This is a genomic window from Pseudomonas sp. B10(2017), assembly GCF_002113295.1.
GTDB lineage: Bacteria > Pseudomonadota > Gammaproteobacteria > Pseudomonadales > Pseudomonadaceae > Aquipseudomonas > Aquipseudomonas pudica.
The window spans coordinates 43,890-60,663 of record NZ_NEJU01000023.1 but is presented as its reverse complement, the minus strand read 5'-3'; the positions used below and the strand labels follow the sequence as shown (position 1 = coordinate 60,663).

Sequence of the window (16,774 nt, the reverse complement as noted above, 5' to 3'; positions counted from 1 at the left end):
CCGCACTTGGTGCCATTGCAATACCTGTGCGGGCTGGCTTGCCGGCGATGAGGCCGGTGCAGGATCACTCAATGCTCAACCCGCCGCGGCAGCCGTCCTCGGGTCACCAGTTCAGCAAACTGCCGGGCATTCAGTGGCCGGGCAAACAGCCAGCCCTGGCCATAATTGACTCCTTCGCTGTTCAGCAGCACCGCCTGGTCTTCACACTCGATGCCTTCGGCGATCACCCGCAGGTGCAAGTCGTGGGCCATGCGGATGATATGCGGGGCAACACCGCTGCTGGCGGCGTCATGCCCAAGGGCATCGATAAAGGCCTTGTCGATCTTCAGGCAGTCCACCGGCAGGGTCTGCAGGTAGGCCAGACTGCAATATCCCGTACCAAAGTCGTCGATCAGCACCTGGTGCCCCACCGCGCGCAACGCCTGCAGGTTGTCGCGCGCCACCACCACGTCGATCAGGCCGCGCTCGGTCACCTCGAATGCAATCTGACTCGCCGCCACCCGGTGCAGGGCGAGCAAGCGCGCCGCCACCCGGCCAATGCGCGGCACCATCACATCGCAAGCCGCCAGGTTCACCGAAATGTAAAGGTTGGGGTGCGAGCGCAACAGTTGCCCTAACTGTTCCAGCACACGCTGCAGGACAAAATCGGTGATCTGGCGAATCTGCCCGGTGTTTTCCGCCAACGGGATGAACAGATCCGGGCTGGTCAGGGTGCCGTCCGGGCGGCGCCAGCGCACCAGGGCCTCGGCCCCGACACAGCGCCGGCTGTCGAGCTCGAAGATCGGCTGGTAGAGCACCTGCAGTTCGCCGCGGCGCAAGGCATTCTGCAATTCCGAGCTCATCGACCGCCTCTGCAGGATCAGTTGCAGCACCAGCCAGCCGATGCAGCAGGCCGCCAGCACACTGCCGGGGAACAGGAGCCAGAGCATGCCATTCATCCTCAACGGCAGGCTCGCCCGCGGGGCAATGAGCACCAACTGGTAGTCCGGCGACTTGGTTGGCATGCGGTAGATCAGGCGGTCGCTGAGCTCGAGCAGCGACTTGTGGCTGGTCGACCAGGCCGAGGGAGGTGGCCATACCTGCGGTGGGCCCAACACAGGGATGGCCCGGGCACCGTTGTCCAGCACCACGACAAGGCTGCCGCCCGGGGGCAGGTCGACCACATCGGTCAGGTGCCCACGAGAGGTGGATACCACGAACTTGCCCCTGCCCAGCATCAGTGCAGCCAGGTTCTCGTTCGGCTCGGTCGTGGTGTTCAGCCAGTAACTGTAGGTCGGCCCCTGAATGTCGGGAACCCGCAAGGGTTCGAACGCCCGCTCATCACCGCGGTTCGAGCAGGCGATATCCCCATCCACGTATGCCGCTTCATAAATGAAGCGTGAACTCAGGCTTACCTGCTGCAATGCCGTCAGCATCGCCGGACTGCAGCCGCGCAAAGGCTGCGCCTGCAACAGGTCGACCCCTTCGCGCAACTGGCCGAACACCTGCTCGAGGCGCTCGAGAAAGCGTTCCCCTTGGGCGTTCATCTGTGCACTTTCGCTTTGCTTCATCTGTTGCAGGGCAATGCCGATGCTGGCAGAGAGCAACAGTGCAGCGCTGGCCAGCGCTGCCAATGTGGCCAGCATCCAGGGACGGTAAAAAATTTGGCGCAGCAAAGCGATGAAGGCTGGCATCGAGGGCATCCAGTTGATAACTAAGGTATAGCAACTGAATCAAGAATCACCTTCGCCGTTGGGCGTTTCGTTTGCTTGTTGAGAGATGACCATCTCCCAAGGCTGCGCTGTCGCGCAGAGAGTCGATTTGCAGGCGCTACACGGACTCTGTGGGAGCAAGCAGCAAACGCGGTGGCTGGCACCGCGTTGGATTCTTCGCGGCTAAAGCCGCTCCCACAGGGTACGAGGATCGCTTGCGAACTCAGTTATCTGTGCGACAGCGCAGCCCAAAGGGCTGGGCAATCCCCCACAGAGCCTCGCTGGCGGCTCAACGCATCCGGTTGACTACCTGCAGCATCGCCGCCGTCTGCGCATCCGGCATGCCATCGAAACGCTGCGGGCGGAAACGCATCTGGAACGCGGCGATCACATGGCGGGTGGCAACATCCAGTACCCCAGTCTGCTCGATCGCGTAGCCAAACCGTGCCAGCTCCTGCTGATACCAGCCAACACTTGGCGGGTTGACGCTGAAATAGGCTTGCTGCCGTGCCACGGCGTTGGCATCCGGCCAGACACCCAACCCGGCGTCGGCCAGGCGCTTCCATGGGAACAGCGGCCCTGGGTCAAGCTTGCGCAGCGGCGCGATATCGCTGTGACCAATGATGTGCCGTGGCTCGATGTTGTTGCGTTTGACGATGTCCTTGAGCAGCGCGATCAGCGACTGGACCTGCGCTTCGCTGTAGGGGTGCCAGACCCGGCCATTCGGCGTGTCCGTGAAGCCCGGATTGACGATTTCGATACCGATGGACGAGGAGTTCAGCCAAGTCCGACCTTGCCACTGGCTATCACCGGCATGCCAGGCGCGGCGGCTTTCATCCACCAGCTGGTACACCGTCGCCGGGCCATCACCAATCAGGTAGTGGCTGCTGACTTCGCCATGGGTCAGCAACGCCAGGGAACGCTCCAGCGAAGCATTGGTGTAGTGCAGGACAACGAACTGGATTCGGTTGTCCTGGTTGACCGAAGGGTGGCTACGGTCGATGCGCAGGCCTGTCGAGCAACCGGCAACAGCCACCAGCAGGAAGGAAATCAGGGTTGTTTTAAGCGTGGAAAGCACGTCAGTGGCCTCAGCGAATGAGCGCTACAGTATAACGTGCTCCCCAGGGGCCGTGCTTGCCGCGAGTCAGCGGCTGCCGGCTACGCCTGCTCGACCCGGTTGCGCCCCGACTCTTTGGCCCGGTAAAGCGCCGCATCGGCGCGCTTGAGCACCTGGTCACCGCGCTCGCCGGAACGGAATGCACCCAGGCCGATGGACGTGGTGATCACCACCCGTTCCCCCTTGAAGTGGAACGGGCACGCCTCGACTGTGGCCCGCAGCAGCTCGGCGATCTGGGCAGCGGCGGCCGGCGAGGTCTGCGGCAGCAGCAGGACAAACTCCTCGCCGCCAAACCGGGCAATGAAATCACGGCTACGCAGGCGCTTGCGCAACTGGTCGGCGACGATCTTGAGTACTTTGTCCCCAGCCAGGTGCCCATAGCTGTCGTTGATTCGCTTGAAATGGTCCAGGTCGAGGATCGCCATCGCCAGATGGCCGCCGTGCGCTTGCCATTCGAGCATTTCGCGCTCAACCCGCTCGCTCCAGGCCGCACGGTTGGGCAAGCCGGTGAGGGGGTCGAGCAAGGCCTTCTGGCGCTGCTCTTCAAGGTGCTCGCGGTAGCCGAGCGCCTCCTGCTCCATGTTCGCCACCCGCTCCGACAGCCCTTGCAGGCGCCCAGCCAGCTCCTGTTCGCGGCGATCACGCTCGTGCTTGTGCTCGTCCATGGTCACCAACAGGCCTTCCAGGCGGTTTTCCAGGATGTGCTTGAGGCTGTCGACATCGGCGGCACCTTGCACACTGCTCTGCAGCCCGTCGACATGCTCCCGCAGTTGGGTATCCAGCTCGCGGGCGGCCGAGCTGTTGTCGGCATGCCCGGCACTGGCCTCGTGCAGGTGACTCTGGAAACCTTCGAGGCGTTCGTTGAGCTCCTGCAGGTAGGTTTCGAATTCGTGCTGACCGCTGTCAGTGATGGCCAGCATGAGCACAGCCAGGTCATCCAGTACCGGGATCAGCTCATACCAGTTCAAGCCGCGGGCGACCCGTTCACGCATCTCGAGGGCTTGTGCCTTGTGTCGCTCCGGCAGGCTGAGGTCATCGAGCAGGCCGATCAGGGTGTGTTCGATGTGCTCGGCGACCTGACTGTAGGGCGGCTCTACCGCGTAGGGCAGGGCGTAGGGGCCGTCCTCGCCGAAGGTTTCTTCGAGTGTTTGTACCAGTCCCGTTCCAGCCGGAGGCTCGCTTGCGACAACTTCCGGTGCCGGCACATCGTCCGGTAGCGGCGCTGGTGCCAGTTCAGCCGTTTCGATCAGGGCCGGGCCAGTCTCCAATGGCACTACGGGCGCCTCGACAACAGATGTTGAAGAGGCTGGCAGCGGCTGTAGCTCGTCCACATCGTCGGGCTGCAGAGCATCGACACTGGCCGGTGCCACCGGGGGCTGCGCCTCGGCAACTGGCAAAGCCAGCGGCACAAGCGCTGGCTCGCTTTGCGCGTCACCTTCGCGGCTGCCGAACAAGCGCTGCAAGAAGCCGGGGCGGGCGTCCTCCGCCGACTTGCCCAAGGCTGACAGCGCACGGCCCTGCAAGCCGCTCAACTCGCCCAGCAACGGTGGCAGGTCGCGTGACTGAGCCACCCCGCCATCGAGCTTCTTCGCCAGTTTTTTCAGGGGCCGCGACACATCGTTCGGCAATGGCAGGCCTTGCAGTTGGTCGACCAACGCGGTCAGTGCATCGCTGACCTGGTTCATGCGGGCTTCGCGGCGCTGTTCGGACTCCAGCACCGCCTTCTCAAGACGCGGAATCAACCCGGCAAGGCCGGCGTCCATGTTGTCGCTGCGGATGACCTCGCGCATTTCCTTCATGCACTGGTCCACCACCTTGTCGCTGCCTTCGGCAGCCAGGGTGCTGCGTACCAGGCCGCGACACAGCAGGTCTAGACGTGCGTCCCAACGGCGCTCGAGCTTTTCCTGCTGCTCGATGCTTTTCAGGTATTTTTCTTTCCAGCGCTCAGCGTCTTCAGTCATGCCCGGGTCCGCAAACGGTGATGGCAATTAGCTCAGGACCGGCAGCGTATCCACAGTCAATGCATCAGGCAATCGAATCTCGACAGCAACGGGAAGGTGGTCGGAAATTGGTTGCGCCAGCACCTCGACGCGCTCCAGCGTGAGGCTTGAGCTGAGCAGGATGTGGTCAAGGCAACGCTGCGGGCGCCAGCTGGGGAAGGTGGCCTCGACTTGCGGGGCGATCAGGCCCAGATCGCGCAGCGGCGAGTGCTCCAGCAGGTCGGTTGCATGGGTATTCATGTCGCCCATCAGCACCTGGTGCCGGTAGCCGCCAATCAGCTCGCGAATGTAACCCAGCTGCAGGGCGCGGGTCTTGGCACCGAGGGCAAGGTGCATCATCACCACGATCAACGCATCTTCACCCTCGCCAAAGCGCACCAGGATCGCACCACGCCCAGCCGGGCCGGGCAACGGGTGATCCTCGAGCAGTTGTGGCTTCAGGCGGCTGAGCACGCCATTGCTGTGCTGGGCAAAACGCCCAAGGTTGCGGTTGAGTTGCTGGTACCAGTAGGGGAAGGCGCCCAGGTGGGCAAGGTGCTCGACCTGGTTGACGTAGCCCGAGCGCAGGCTGCCGCCATCGGCCTCCTGCAGGGCCACCAGGTCGAAGTCGCCCAGCAGTTGGCCAATTTTCTGCAGGTTGCCTGCTCGCCCGTTGTGCGGCAGCAGGTGCTGCCAACTACGAGTCACGTAATGCCGATACCGCTCGGTGCTGATGCCCACCTGGATGTTGAAACTGAGCAGCCGCAGACGACCATCCTCGGGCAGGCCAGGCGCCTGCAGGTGATGCTCGTTGACCTGCGGCTGGTGCAGGCCAATGCCACGCGCGGTTCTGAAGCGGCGCATGGGTTACGCCGCTTACTTAGCGGCGCGCTCCTTGGCGATCAGCTGGTCGGCAACGTTCAGTACGCCTTCCGGCCCGCCGGCAGTACCCAGGTCGAAGCGGTACTTGCCGTTGACCACCATGCTCGGTACGCCGGTGATCTCGTACTTCTTCGCCAGTTCCTTGGCCTGGTTGACCTGGCCCTTGATGGCGAACGAGTTGAAGGTGGCGAGGAACTTGTCCTTGTCCACGCCTTGGGTGGCAAGGAAATCGGCCATGTCTTGCGGGTCGGTCAGGCGCTTGCGCTGGTTCTGGATGGCGTCGAACACTGCGGCGTGCACTTTCTGCTCGACGCCCATGGCTTCGAGGGTCAGGAACATCTGGCCGTGGGCATCCCACGCACCACCGAACATGGCCGGTACGCGCTTGAAGTTGACGTCCTTGGGCAGTTTTTCTACCCACGGGTTGATGGTCGGCTCGAAGTGGTAGCAGTGTGGGCAGCCGTACCAGAACAGCTCGACCACTTCGATCTTGCCAGGCACGGAAACCGGAACAGGGTTGCTCAGCTCGAGGTATTCCTTGCCGGCGGCAGGCTCGGCGGCCTGGATGGCAGTCATACCGAATACGCTGGCAGCGACCAGCGCGGCGCTGAGAATCAGTTTACGCATGCTTTACTCCTGGGCAGTCATTGGTCGCCACGACGCGACCTGCTCTGAGACAGGCCGGGAAGGGGCCGAGTTCTGTAGTGTAACGGCTGCGGACGGAAAAAAGGGCGGTCCGGCCGCCCTTTCATCATTGCCTTACAACATTAACTGAAGGTTAATGCGCTGCCTGTAATGGCCTCAGTGCAGGCCCTGGATGTAACTGGCCAACGCCTCGATGTCGTGGTTGCTCAGCTTGCCGGCGATGGTGCGCATGGTCATGGCATCGCCATCGTTGGTGCGGTTTCCTTCGCGGAAGTCGGTGAGCTGCTTGGTCACGTACTGCGCGTGCTGCCCGCCCAGGTGCGGGAAGCCGGCCAGGGCGATACCCGCGCCGTTCGGTGAGTGGCAGCCGGTGCAGGCAGGCATGCCTTTTTCCAGGTCACCGCCGTTGAACAGCGCCCGGCCACGTTCGACCAGCTTGGGATCGGCGGCGCCCACGCTGCCTTTCTGGCTGGAGAAGTAGGCGGCGATGTCGGCCAGGTCCTGGTCGCTGAATGCGGCCAGCATGCCGGTCATTTCCAGCACGGTACGCTTGCCCGACTTGATATCGTGCAGTTGTTTTTCAAGATAGCGCTGGCCTTGGCCGGCCAGTTTCGGGAAGTTCGGTGCCAGGCTGTTGCCGTCGGGGTTGTGGCAGGCGCCACAGACGGCCGTCTTGGCCTGGCCGGCGGCGGCATCGCCTTTGACGGGTTGCGCAGCAGTGGCCGCACCTGCGACACCCAGGGTCAACAGCAGACTCACGACTAGTTTGTTCATCAGCTAATCCAACACGGCTAAGGGTGAAATGTTATGTATCGGGACTGCCACTCATCCAAAGGATGACCAAACGGTAGTCCTCGGCACTGCAGTCCATGCACAATCCACGCGGCGGCATAGCCTTGAAACCCTGGGTCACGTGCTTCACCAGTACATCCATGCCTTGCGCCAGCCTTGGCTCCCATGCTGCCCGGTCACCCTGCCTGGGTGCCTGTGGCAACTGCCCGGCGTGACAGGCCGCACACGTGCGGTTGTACAACACCTCGGGATCCTGTGTAGCCTGTGCGCTGTAAAACGGCAGGAACATACCGACAGCAAGCAGCCATTTCGCCATGCGGAACGACCTTCAGGGTTGGGGGCCGCGCTGCGTTCTGTTGCGCGAGCTATTGTTCGACACCCCATGCCCGTTCTCCTTCTCTGGGAGAATGAGCACACAAAAACTGGGGCATTATATACTTCCGCCATCCAAACGGAAACGACACCGCTTGCCAGGCTCGGGCCTACAGAGTCAGGCAACACCCACATCGGATATCCCATGCAAGTCAAGAACCCCATCCTCGGCCTCTGCCAGAAAGCCAAATTCGCCCTCAGCGCTGCCAAGGTCGAACAATGCCCGGACGACCAGGGTTACGAGGTGGCTTTCGCCGGCCGCTCCAACGCCGGCAAATCCAGCGCCCTCAACACCCTGACTCATGCCAGCCTGGCGCGCACCTCGAAAACCCCCGGGCGCACCCAGCTGTTGAATTTCTTCAGTCTGGACGATGAACGGCGTTTGGTCGACCTGCCAGGCTACGGTTATGCAAAAGTCCCTATTCCGCTCAAGCAGCACTGGCAGAAACACCTGGAAGCCTACCTTGGCAGCCGGGAGTGCCTGCGTGGCGTAATCCTGATGATGGACGTGCGCCACCCGATGACCGACTTCGACAAGATGATGCTCGATTGGGCAAAGGCCAGCAGCATGCCGATGCACATCCTGCTGACCAAGGCCGACAAGCTGACCCACGGCGCGGGCAAGAACACTTTGCTCAAGGTGCAGTCGGAAATCCGCAAGGGTTGGGGCGACGGCGTGACGATCCAGCTGTTCTCGGCGCCCAAGCGCCTGGGCGTTGAAGATGCCTACCGAGTGCTGGCGGACTGGATGGAACTGGAAGACAAGCCAGTCATTTGAAGGTTTGCTCAACCTGCGGGAGCGGGCATGCCCGCGAAGAATCCAGCGCGGAGCATGGCCTGGGCTTCGCCCAGGTTCGCGGGCGCGCCCGCTCCCACAGTGTTCCTTCACCAGACTCAGGGCAAATTCCGGGCAAAAAAAACCCCGGACTTCGTATGGGGAGGGGGAAGTTCGGGGTCCAAGTCCGGACCGCTAGGGCGGGGTCCAGATATCTGCCAACACTTAACACAACATAGGAGCATCGAAAGGCTTCACCAGCCATTCAGTTACTATGAGTTCCGCTTCACCGGTTTAGTTCCAAAGCCCTGAAAACTATTTGCGATAGTTTCATGAAACTTCAGCACCGCTGGCACTGAGCAGTGCCAGGATCCGCATCCCTACGTCACGGATCCTACACAGCTTTCCCCGCCCGATCAGTGAGCTTCGTCCCAATTCGCACCAATTCCTGCCTCGACCAGCAGCGGTACATCCAGCTGTGCGGCCTTGCTCATGTGCTGGCGGATTTCATCTTTCACTTGCTCAACCAGGTCCTCGCGCACTTCCAGCACCAGTTCGTCGTGTACCTGCAGGATCACCCGGGCATCCAGCCCGCTCTCGCTCAGCCAGTTATCCACATTGACCATGGCCCGCTTGATGATGTCGGCCGCAGTGCCTTGCATCGGGGCGTTGATCGCCGTGCGCTCGGCGCCCTTGCGCAGAGCCGGGTTCTTGGCATTGATATCCGGCAGGTACAGGCGGCGGCCGAACAGGGTTTCGACAAAGCCTTGCTCCGCCGCCTGGGCGCGGGTGCGCTCCATGTAGGCCAGCACGCCCGGGTAGCGTGCGAAGTAGCGGTCGATGTAATCCTGCGACTGCTTGCGGTCGACGCCGATCTGCTTGGCCAGGCCAAAGGCGCTCATGCCGTAGATCAGCCCGAAGTTGATGGCCTTGGCACTGCGGCGCTGGTCGGTGGTGACGTCTTCCAGGGCTACGCCGAATACTTCCGCCGCTGTGGCGCGGTGCACGTCCAGGTCGTTGCGGAAGGCATGCAGCAAGCCTTCGTCCTTGGCCAGGTGGGCCATGATGCGCAACTCGATCTGCGAGTAGTCCGCCGCCAGCAGCTTGTAGCCCGGGCTGGCGACGAAGGCCTGGCGGATGCGTCGGCCTTCGGCAGTACGGATCGGAATGTTCTGCAGGTTCGGGTCGCTGGACGACAGCCGGCCAGTGGCCGCCACCGCCTGCTGATATGAGGTGTGGATACGCCCGGTGCGCGGGTTTATCTGCCCTGGCAGCTTGTCGGTGTAGGTGCTCTTGAGCTTGCTCAGACTGCGGTACTGCATCAGTACCTCCGGCAGCGGGTAGCCTTGTTCGGCCAGCTCGTCGAGCACCGCCTCCGCCGTGGATGGCTGGCCTTTGGTGGTCTTGCTCAGCACCGGCATGCCCAGCTTGTCGTAGAGAATCGCGCCCAGCTGCTTGGGCGAGCCGAGGTTGAACTCCTCACCGGCCAGCTCATAGGCGCGCTGCTCCAGCTCGGCCATCTTCACCCCCAGCTCACCGCTCTGCACCTGCAGCAGCGCAGCATCGACCAGCGCCCCCTGGCGCTCGATCTTGGCCAGCACCGGCACCAGCGGCATCTCGATGTCCATCAGTACCGGCTGCACGCTCGGCGTCTGCGCCAGGCGCACCTGCAGCGCCTGGTGCAGACGCAGGGTGATGTCCGCGTCTTCGGCAGCGTAGGGGCCGGCCTTGTCCAGGTGGATCTGGTTGAAGGTCAGCTGCTTGGCGCCTTTGCCGGCAATGTCCTCGAAAGCGATGGTGGTGTGGTCGAGGTACTTCTGCGCCAGGCTGTCCATGTCGTGACGGGTGGCGGTGGAGTTCAGCACGTACGACTCGAGCATGGTGTCGTAGGCAACGCCGCGCATTTCGATGGCGGGCGAGCCGTTGGCAAGGATGTTGATATCGTACTTGGCGTTCTGCCCGACCTTGGCCTTGGCCGGGTCTTCCAGTAGCGGCTTCAGCGCCAGCAGCACGGCGGCGCGGTCCAGCTGGACCGGCGCGCCTTCATAGTCGTGGGCCAGCGGCACATAGGCCGCTTCATGCGGCTCGACGGCGAACGACAGGCCGACAAGCTGCGCCTGCTGCGCGTCCAGGCTGGTGGTCTCGGTGTCGAAAGCGAACAGTGGCGCCTGGCGCAGCTTCTCCAGCCAGAAGTCGAAACGGGCCTGGTCGAGAATGGTCTCGTACCTGGGCTCGATCTTGGCCACCGGCTCCGCGACCGGCGCAATATCGTCACCGGCGTTGGCAGCGTCACGCTGCACCTCGGCGACCCAGCTCTTGAATTCCATCTCGGTGTACAGCGCCAGCAACGCTTCGCGATCAGGTTCGCCGCACACCAGGGCATCAACTTCGATATCCAGGGGCACGTCGACCTTGATGGTAGCCAGCTCATAAGACAGGAACGCCGCGTCGCGGTGCTCTTCCAGCTTGGCCGGCAGGGTCTTGGCGCCGCGAATGGCCAGTGTCGGGACCTTGTCCAGGTTGGCATACAGGTCGCTGAGGCCACCGCCGATACCGGTAAGCAGGCCCACCGCGGTTTTTTCGCCCACCCCCGGTACACCGGGGATGTTGTCGACCTTGTCGCCCATCAGCGCCAGGAAGTCGATGATATGTTCCGGGCCGACGCCAAATTTCTCGTGCACGCCAGCCACGTCCAGCACGCTTCCGGTCATGGTGTTGACCAAGGTAATGTGCCCGTCCACCAGCTGCGCCATGTCCTTGTCACCGGTCGAGATGATCACCGGGCGGCCCAGCGCGGCGCTGCTGCGCGCCAGGGTGCCGATCACGTCGTCGGCCTCGACCCCCTCGACGCACAGCAGCGGGTAGCCCAGCGCCTTGACGCTGGCGTGCAGCGGCTCGATCTGCACCCGCAGGTCGTCCGGCATGCTTGGGCGGTTGGCCTTGTATTCGGCGAACATGGCATCGCGGAAGGTGCCACCCTTGGCGTCGAACACCACCGCGAACAGGCTGTCGGGGTATTGCTTGCGCAGGCTCTTGAGCATGTTCAGCACCCCCTTCACCGCGCCGGTCGGCATGCCTTTGGAGGTAGTCAACGGCGGCAGCGCGTGGAAGGCGCGGTACAGGTAGGAGGAACCGTCCACCAGGACGAGGGGCGCTTGGCTCATGAGCAGAATCAACCTTTTCGACGGGTCCGGCGCTAGAATAGCCAGAATCATTGACGACAAAGGGACAAGGTTATCATGCGTACACTCAATCGCCTGTTACTGCTCGGTCTGTTGGCCACCATGCCTGTCGTCACCCTGGCGGCGGACGACGCCCCCTCGGCCGATCCCGAGGTGACCATTCGCACGGAAGGCGACAAAACCATCCAGGAGTACCGGCAGAACGGGTTCCTGTATGCGATCAAGATCACGCCGAAAAACGGCAAGCCTTATTTCCTGGTACGCGCCGATGGCTCTGATGGCAATTTCATTCGATCCGACCAGCCGGACATGCTGATTCCGTCCTGGAAGATCTTCGAGTGGTAATCTGACGCGCACCGTTCACATCAACCCGGCACTTCCCGGCGGAAGTGCCCGTATGGGCAATTTTTCATCATGTCAGTCTTCACCCCCGTGACCCGGCCTGAGCTGGAAACCTTTCTGGCACCGTACGCGCTGGGTCGTCTGCTCGATTTCCAGGGCATCGCCGCCGGCACCGAGAACAGCAATTTCTTCGTCAGCCTCGAACAGGGGGAGTTCGTCCTGACGCTGATCGAGCGCGGGCCCAGCGAGGACATGCCGTTCTTCATCGAGCTGCTGGACACTTTGCACGCAGCCGACATGCCGGTGCCCTATGCAATACGCGACCGCGACGGCAATGGCCTGCGCGAGCTGTGCGGCAAGCCGGCGCTGCTGCAACCACGGCTGTCGGGCAAGCACATCAAGGCACCGAACGCCCAGCACTGCGCCCAGGTCGGCGAGCTGCTGGCGCACATTCACCTGGCTACCCGCGAGCACATCATCGAGCGCCGCACCGACCGCGGCCTGGACTGGATGCTGGCCTCGGGTGCCGAGCTGCTGCCGCGCCTTACTGCCGAGCAAGCCGCGCTGCTGCAGCCGGCGCTGGATGAAATCAGCGCACACAAGGCACAGATCCTGGCCCTGCCACGGGCCAACCTGCATGCGGACCTGTTCCGCGACAACGTGATGTTCGAAGGCACCCACCTGACCGGTGTAATCGACTTCTACAACGCCTGTTCCGGGCCGATGCTGTATGACATAGCCATCACCGTGAACGACTGGTGCCTGGATGAACACGGCGCAATCGATGTGCCACGTGCCCAGGCGCTGCTGGCGGCCTATGCGGCGCTACGGCCCTTCACCGCAGCCGAAGCCGAGCTGTGGCCGGAGATGTTGCGGGTAGGCTGCGTGCGCTTCTGGTTGTCGCGCCTGATTGCAGCGGAATCGTTTGCAGGGATGGATGTGATGATCCACGACCCGAGCGAGTTCGAAGTGCGTTTGGCGCAGCGTCAGCAGGTGGCATTGCACCTGCCGTTCGCCCTCTAGAGCGTGTCTGCTTCTTCGCGGGTAAACCCGCTCCCACAGGTACGGTGAAAGGCGTGAAGCTGGCGCTATCCCTGTGGGAGCGGGTTTACCCGCGAAGAGGCCGGCACAGGCCTACAGCTGTTCCAGGCACCCAACCAGGTCGCCACCCAACTTTTCCAGCAAGCGCTCATAGCCTTTGCCATCCACAGGGTCGGTACCGCCCAGGGCATCCAGCTCGGCCAGGCGCACCGGCAGCCCGGCGGTCAAAGTCTCGGCAAGCCGTGGCCGCAGCGGCGGTTCGCTGAACACACAAGTCTTGCCCACTTCCTGCAGGCGCTTGCGCATGGCCGCCACGTGCTGCGCACCCGGCTGCACCTCGGAAGCCACGCTGAACACCCCGGTGTGCTTGAGCCCATACTCTGCTTCGAAATAGTCGAACGCTTCGTGGAACACGAAGTAAGGCTTGCCGGCGATCCCGGCCACCTGCGCCTTGATCCGCCCATCCAGCGCGTCCAAGCGTTCGTCGAAGGCCGTGAGGTTGCTCTGGTAGCGCGCCGCATTGGCCGGATCGACCTGCGCCAGATCAGCCGCCATTTTCGCGGCAATCACCCGCGCATTGACCGACGATAGCCACAGGTGCGCGTCCAGGCTGCCCGGGCGGTGGTCATGATCATGGTCGTCATGGTCTTCTTCCTCGTGGGAATGGCTGTCCTCGCCAAAATGCCGCAGCTTCATGCCCGGTAACGCCTGCACGGCCACCGTGGGCTTGCTGCGATTACCCAATACCCGCGGCAGGAAGCCCTCCATGTCCGGACCGATCCAGTACAGCAGGTCGGCATCGCCCACCCGCCGTACGTCGGACGGGCGCAGCGCATAGTGGTGCGGCGAAGCACCCGGCGGCAGCAATACTTCGGGGTTGCCAACACCATCCTGCACGGCGGCGGCAATCTGCTGCAGCGGTTTGATACTGGTCAGCACGCGCACGTCGGCCTGGGCGGAAAATGCGATGAAAGCGACAAAAAGGACTAGGAATCGGGACACGGTGAATACTCGAGTCATCAGAAACAGGTAACATAATAACGTCTCCATCCAGAACCGTCGCTGCCCATGTCCATCACGCCGCTGGCCAACCGTCCTCACGATCATTCTCATTGCGTACACAGCGCACTGACTGAAGCCGACGCCTTGTGCACCCGCCAGGGCCTGCGCCTGACCGCGCTGCGCCGTCGAGTGCTGGAACTGGTCTGGCAAAGCCACAAGCCACTGGGCGCCTACGACATCCTCGCCGTGCTCAGTGAGCAGGACGGCCGCCGAGCCGCGCCCCCAACGGTGTACCGTGCGCTGGACTTCCTGCTGGAAAACGGCCTGGTGCACCGCATCGCCTCGCTCAACGCCTTCATCGGCTGCAGCCACCCGGAACACCTGCACCAGGGTCAGTTCCTGATCTGCCGGGCCTGCCATGTAGCCATCGAACTGGAACAGAACAGCATCAGCGAAGCCATCATCAGCAGCGCCAAGGGCGTGGGCTTCACGGTCGAGACCCAGACGGTTGAGGTGGTAGGTCTGTGCAGCAATTGCCGGAGCGCGGCATGAACGATGCGCTGATCCGCCTGGAGCAGGTCGGTGTCACTTTCGGTGGCGAGGCGGTGCTAGACAGCATCGACCTGTCGGTCGCACCTGGCCAGATCGTCACCCTGATCGGCCCGAACGGCGCAGGCAAGACCACCTTGGTGCGCGCCGTGCTTGGTCTGCTCAAGCCGCACCGCGGCAAGGTATGGCGCAAGCCGAAACTGCGCATTGGCTACATGCCGCAAAAGATCCAGGTTGATGCCACGCTGCCGCTGTCGGTACTGCGCTTCTTGCGCCTGGTGCCCGGTGTAGACCGCGCGGCAGCCTTGTCGGCGTTGCAGGAAGTGGGCGCAGAACAGGTCATCGATAGCCCGATCCAGACCGTTTCCGGCGGCGAGATGCAGCGGGTATTGTTGGCCCGCGCCCTGCTGCGCGAACCCCAGCTGCTGGTGCTCGACGAGCCGGTGCAGGGCGTAGACGTGGTCGGCCAGACCGAGCTGTACAACCTCATTACCCGCCTGCGCGACCGCCACGGCTGCGGCGTGCTAATGGTTTCCCACGACCTGCACCTGGTGATGAGTGCCACCGACCAGGTGGTGTGTCTGAACCGCCACGTGTGCTGTTCGGGCCACCCCGAGCAGGTAAGCGGCGACCCGGCATTCGTCGAGCTGTTCGGCCAGAACGCCGCACCCAGCCTGGCCATCTACCACCACCATCACGACCACAGCCACGACCTGCACGGCTCGGTGGTCGCCCCTGGCCCCCATGTTCACGGAGCGCACTGCAAGCATGGCTGATTTTCTTCTCTACGCCCTGCTTGCCGGTTTGTCCCTGGCGCTGGTGGCCGGCCCACTGGGCTCCTTCGTGGTGTGGCGGCGCATGGCCTATTTTGGCGACACCTTGTCCCACGCCGCCCTGCTAGGCGTGGCCCTGGGCTTCGCCCTGGACGTCAGCCCGGCGCTGGCGGTAACCGTGGGCTGCCTGTTGCTGGCGATCTTGCTGGTGACCTTGCAGCAACGCCAGCCGCTGGCCTCCGACACCCTGCTCGGCATCCTCGCCCCCAGCACCCTGTCGCTGGGCCTGGTGGTGCTGAGCTTCATGCATGACGTGCGCATCGACCTGATGGCGTACCTGTTCGGCGACCTGCTGGCCATCAACACCACCGACCTGGCCTGGATCCTTGGCGGCAGCGCGCTGGTTTTGCTGCTGCTCGCTGCGCTTTGGCGGCCGTTGCTGGCAGTTACCGTGCACGAAGAGCTGGCCATGGTCGAAGGCCTGCCGGTGGCCGGGCTGCGCATGGCGCTGATGCTGCTGATCGCGGTGGTGATTGCCGTGGCCATGAAGATCGTTGGTGTGCTGCTGATCACCTCGCTGCTGATCATTCCTGCCGCTGCGGCACAACGTCACGCCCGCTCTCCCGAGCAGATGGCCCTGGGCGCCAGCTTGCTGGGCGTGACCGCAGTATGCGGCGGCCTGGCCATGTCCTGGTTCAAGGACACTCCCGCAGGCCCATCGATCGTGGTCTGCGCGGCGGTGCTATTCTTGCTGAGCCTGGCCCTGCCAAAACGCTGAAAAACAGGGCGTGTGAAGGCGCGCCCTGCAACCTTTTCGCACGTAAAGGGTCTGTAAGACTTGTTTTCGAGCGTGCGCACCTGGGTGTAGACTTGCTCGCTTTTTGCGCAAATAGAGAGTCGCAGGAATGAAGCCGTTCGCCTCCCGTTATCTGCTTGTTGCCGCGTTTTCCCTGTTCCTGGCTGCGTGTTCCAGCGCGCCGGTAGAACAGGTCACCGCACCTGCCCAAGCCGATGCCTGGCAGCAGTTGCAACAGAACATCGCCAGCAACGAGCTGGCCACCGCCGAAGACCAGCTGGCAGCCTTGCAGGCGCAGGCGCCGGATGACGCGCGTCTGGAGCAATACCAGCGCCAACTCGCCGAAGCCTACCTGCAACGCAGCCAGATCTTCCTGCAGAAGGGTGATGTGAACGCTGCCGCCACCGCCTTGGCCCGTGCCCGTGCGCTGATGCCGCAGGCCCCGGCAGTGACTGGTGGCGATGCAGTGACCCAGGCGCGCAAAGCAGAGCTGGAGAAGGCTGAAGCGGCGCTGAAAGCTGCCGAGGCCAAGCCCAAGGCGCGCATCATCGACCCGGCTGCACCGAGCACCGTCGTGGCCTTGAAAACCACCGACAGCCGCGCCATGCGTCGCCAGCTGGATGACATTGCCGCCGATGTGGTGAGTTATCAGTGCGACGTGGTGTTCCAGGTGCCGCGGACCGAGGATGCGCCTTGGCTGAAGACCTTGCTGGAAAAACGCGTGCGCAAGATCGACAGCGGGTTCGAGCTGAAGCAGAAGCACCAGATTCAGCGATCGCTGCCTGCGCAGGTGGTTCTGGTTCCGCATCAGCAATGAGCCTCCCGGGCCCTATCGC

General features: G+C 63.1%; 15 protein-coding genes and 1 pseudogene. 7 read left to right on the top strand and 9 right to left on the bottom strand.

What is annotated here, in order from left to right; translation table 11 throughout:
* Positions 1-68: 68 nt before the first annotated feature.
* The 7 genes and pseudogenes from CAF92_RS22725 to CAF92_RS22695 form a co-directional block, all read right to left on the bottom strand.
* The gene (locus CAF92_RS22725; RefSeq protein WP_046616921.1) at positions 69-1,673 is read right to left on the bottom strand and encodes an EAL domain-containing protein; all 1,605 of its coding nucleotides are present in this window, start codon (positions 1,671-1,673) and stop codon (positions 69-71) included.
* 307 nt (positions 1,674-1,980) lie between these two features.
* Positions 1,981-2,769 carry an N-acetylmuramoyl-L-alanine amidase gene (locus CAF92_RS22720; protein WP_085601999.1) on the bottom strand — a complete coding sequence of 263 codons (789 nt, stop codon included), beginning with the start codon at positions 2,767-2,769 and terminating at the stop codon, positions 1,981-1,983.
* Between the two features lie 80 nt (positions 2,770-2,849).
* Positions 2,850-4,769: a GGDEF domain-containing protein gene (locus CAF92_RS22715; protein WP_085601998.1), complete on the bottom strand. Its 1,920-nt coding sequence runs from the start codon at positions 4,767-4,769 to the stop codon at positions 2,850-2,852.
* 27 nt (positions 4,770-4,796) lie between these two features.
* Positions 4,797-5,629, bottom strand: a pseudogene (locus CAF92_RS22710) (endonuclease/exonuclease/phosphatase family protein).
* 34 nt (positions 5,630-5,663) lie between these two features.
* On the bottom strand, positions 5,664-6,296 hold the full coding sequence (gene dsbA, locus CAF92_RS22705; protein WP_046615267.1) for a thiol:disulfide interchange protein DsbA: 633 nt from the start codon (positions 6,294-6,296) through the stop codon (positions 5,664-5,666).
* A 174-nt stretch (positions 6,297-6,470) separates the two neighbouring features.
* On the bottom strand, positions 6,471-7,088 hold the full coding sequence (locus CAF92_RS22700) for a cytochrome c (protein ID WP_003256951.1): 618 nt from the start codon (positions 7,086-7,088) through the stop codon (positions 6,471-6,473).
* Positions 7,089-7,119: 31 nt separating this feature from the next.
* A complete protein-coding gene (locus tag CAF92_RS22695) occupies positions 7,120-7,422 on the bottom strand; it encodes a cytochrome c5 family protein (RefSeq protein ID WP_046615268.1) in 303 nt (100 codons plus the stop codon).
* A gap of 201 nt (positions 7,423-7,623) precedes the next feature.
* On the opposite strand from CAF92_RS22695, the gene yihA reads away from it, so the two are divergent.
* Positions 7,624-8,256 carry a ribosome biogenesis GTP-binding protein YihA/YsxC gene (gene yihA / locus CAF92_RS22690; protein WP_003252993.1) on the top strand — a complete coding sequence of 211 codons (633 nt, stop codon included), beginning with the start codon at positions 7,624-7,626 and terminating at the stop codon, positions 8,254-8,256.
* Between the two features lie 413 nt (positions 8,257-8,669).
* Here yihA and polA read toward each other — a convergent pair whose 3' ends face one another.
* Complete coding sequence (gene polA / locus CAF92_RS22685; protein WP_046615269.1) at positions 8,670-11,417, bottom strand: DNA polymerase I; 2,748 nt, start codon at positions 11,415-11,417, stop codon at positions 8,670-8,672.
* Positions 11,418-11,492: 75 nt separating this feature from the next.
* Between polA and CAF92_RS22680 the strand changes: the two genes are divergently transcribed.
* Both CAF92_RS22680 and CAF92_RS22675 read left to right on the top strand, forming a co-directional pair.
* On the top strand, positions 11,493-11,780 hold the full coding sequence (locus CAF92_RS22680) for a DUF2782 domain-containing protein (RefSeq protein ID WP_013970316.1): 288 nt from the start codon (positions 11,493-11,495) through the stop codon (positions 11,778-11,780).
* A gap of 69 nt (positions 11,781-11,849) precedes the next feature.
* Positions 11,850-12,800 (top strand): homoserine kinase, encoded by a 951-nt coding sequence (locus tag CAF92_RS22675; protein WP_024087954.1) that lies wholly within the window; start codon positions 11,850-11,852, stop codon positions 12,798-12,800.
* A gap of 111 nt (positions 12,801-12,911) precedes the next feature.
* Here CAF92_RS22675 and CAF92_RS22670 read toward each other — a convergent pair whose 3' ends face one another.
* Positions 12,912-13,868: a zinc ABC transporter substrate-binding protein gene (locus CAF92_RS22670; protein WP_085601997.1), complete on the bottom strand. Its 957-nt coding sequence runs from the start codon at positions 13,866-13,868 to the stop codon at positions 12,912-12,914.
* A gap of 18 nt (positions 13,869-13,886) precedes the next feature.
* On the opposite strand from CAF92_RS22670, the gene zur reads away from it, so the two are divergent.
* From zur to CAF92_RS22650, 4 genes are all read left to right on the top strand, one after another.
* Positions 13,887-14,372 (top strand): zinc uptake transcriptional repressor Zur, encoded by a 486-nt coding sequence (gene zur / locus CAF92_RS22665; protein ID WP_046615272.1) that lies wholly within the window; start codon positions 13,887-13,889, stop codon positions 14,370-14,372.
* Positions 14,369-15,145: a zinc ABC transporter ATP-binding protein ZnuC gene (gene znuC, locus CAF92_RS22660; protein ID WP_046615273.1), complete on the top strand. Its 777-nt coding sequence runs from the start codon at positions 14,369-14,371 to the stop codon at positions 15,143-15,145. The genes zur and znuC overlap by 4 nt, the downstream gene beginning before the upstream one ends.
* Entirely contained in the window at positions 15,138-15,920 is a 783-nt protein-coding gene (gene znuB, locus CAF92_RS22655) for a zinc ABC transporter permease subunit ZnuB (protein WP_046615274.1), read from the top strand. The genes znuC and znuB overlap by 8 nt, the downstream gene beginning before the upstream one ends.
* Positions 15,921-16,047: 127 nt before the next feature.
* Positions 16,048-16,755, top strand: a complete 708-nt coding sequence (locus tag CAF92_RS22650; protein ID WP_085601996.1) for a PA5502 family lipoprotein — start codon at positions 16,048-16,050, stop codon at positions 16,753-16,755.
* The last annotated feature ends 19 nt before the right edge of the window (positions 16,756-16,774 follow it).

Excerpts from the sequence above, each read along its gene's own strand:
- CAF92_RS22725 (WP_046616921.1), bottom strand. The coding sequence starts at position 1,673 with ATGCCAGCCTTCATCGCTTTGCTGCGCCAAATTTTTTACCGTCCCTGG.
- CAF92_RS22715 (WP_085601998.1), bottom strand. The coding sequence starts at position 4,769 with ATGACTGAAGACGCTGAGCGCTGGAAAGAAAAATACCTGAAAAGCATC.
- dsbA (WP_046615267.1), bottom strand. The coding sequence starts at position 6,296 with ATGCGTAAACTGATTCTCAGCGCCGCGCTGGTCGCTGCCAGCGTATTC.
- CAF92_RS22700 (WP_003256951.1), bottom strand. The coding sequence starts at position 7,088 with ATGAACAAACTAGTCGTGAGTCTGCTGTTGACCCTGGGTGTCGCAGGT.
- CAF92_RS22695 (WP_046615268.1), bottom strand. The coding sequence starts at position 7,422 with ATGGCGAAATGGCTGCTTGCTGTCGGTATGTTCCTGCCGTTTTACAGC.
- yihA (WP_003252993.1), top strand. The coding sequence starts at position 7,624 with ATGCAAGTCAAGAACCCCATCCTCGGCCTCTGCCAGAAAGCCAAATTC.
- polA (WP_046615269.1), bottom strand. The coding sequence starts at position 11,417 with ATGAGCCAAGCGCCCCTCGTCCTGGTGGACGGTTCCTCCTACCTGTAC.
- CAF92_RS22680 (WP_013970316.1), top strand. The coding sequence starts at position 11,493 with ATGCGTACACTCAATCGCCTGTTACTGCTCGGTCTGTTGGCCACCATG.
- CAF92_RS22675 (WP_024087954.1), top strand. The coding sequence starts at position 11,850 with ATGTCAGTCTTCACCCCCGTGACCCGGCCTGAGCTGGAAACCTTTCTG.
- CAF92_RS22670 (WP_085601997.1), bottom strand. The coding sequence starts at position 13,868 with ATGGAGACGTTATTATGTTACCTGTTTCTGATGACTCGAGTATTCACC.
- zur (WP_046615272.1), top strand. The coding sequence starts at position 13,887 with ATGTCCATCACGCCGCTGGCCAACCGTCCTCACGATCATTCTCATTGC.
- znuC (WP_046615273.1), top strand. The coding sequence starts at position 14,369 with ATGAACGATGCGCTGATCCGCCTGGAGCAGGTCGGTGTCACTTTCGGT.
- znuB (WP_046615274.1), top strand. The coding sequence starts at position 15,138 with ATGGCTGATTTTCTTCTCTACGCCCTGCTTGCCGGTTTGTCCCTGGCG.
- CAF92_RS22650 (WP_085601996.1), top strand. The coding sequence starts at position 16,048 with ATGAAGCCGTTCGCCTCCCGTTATCTGCTTGTTGCCGCGTTTTCCCTG.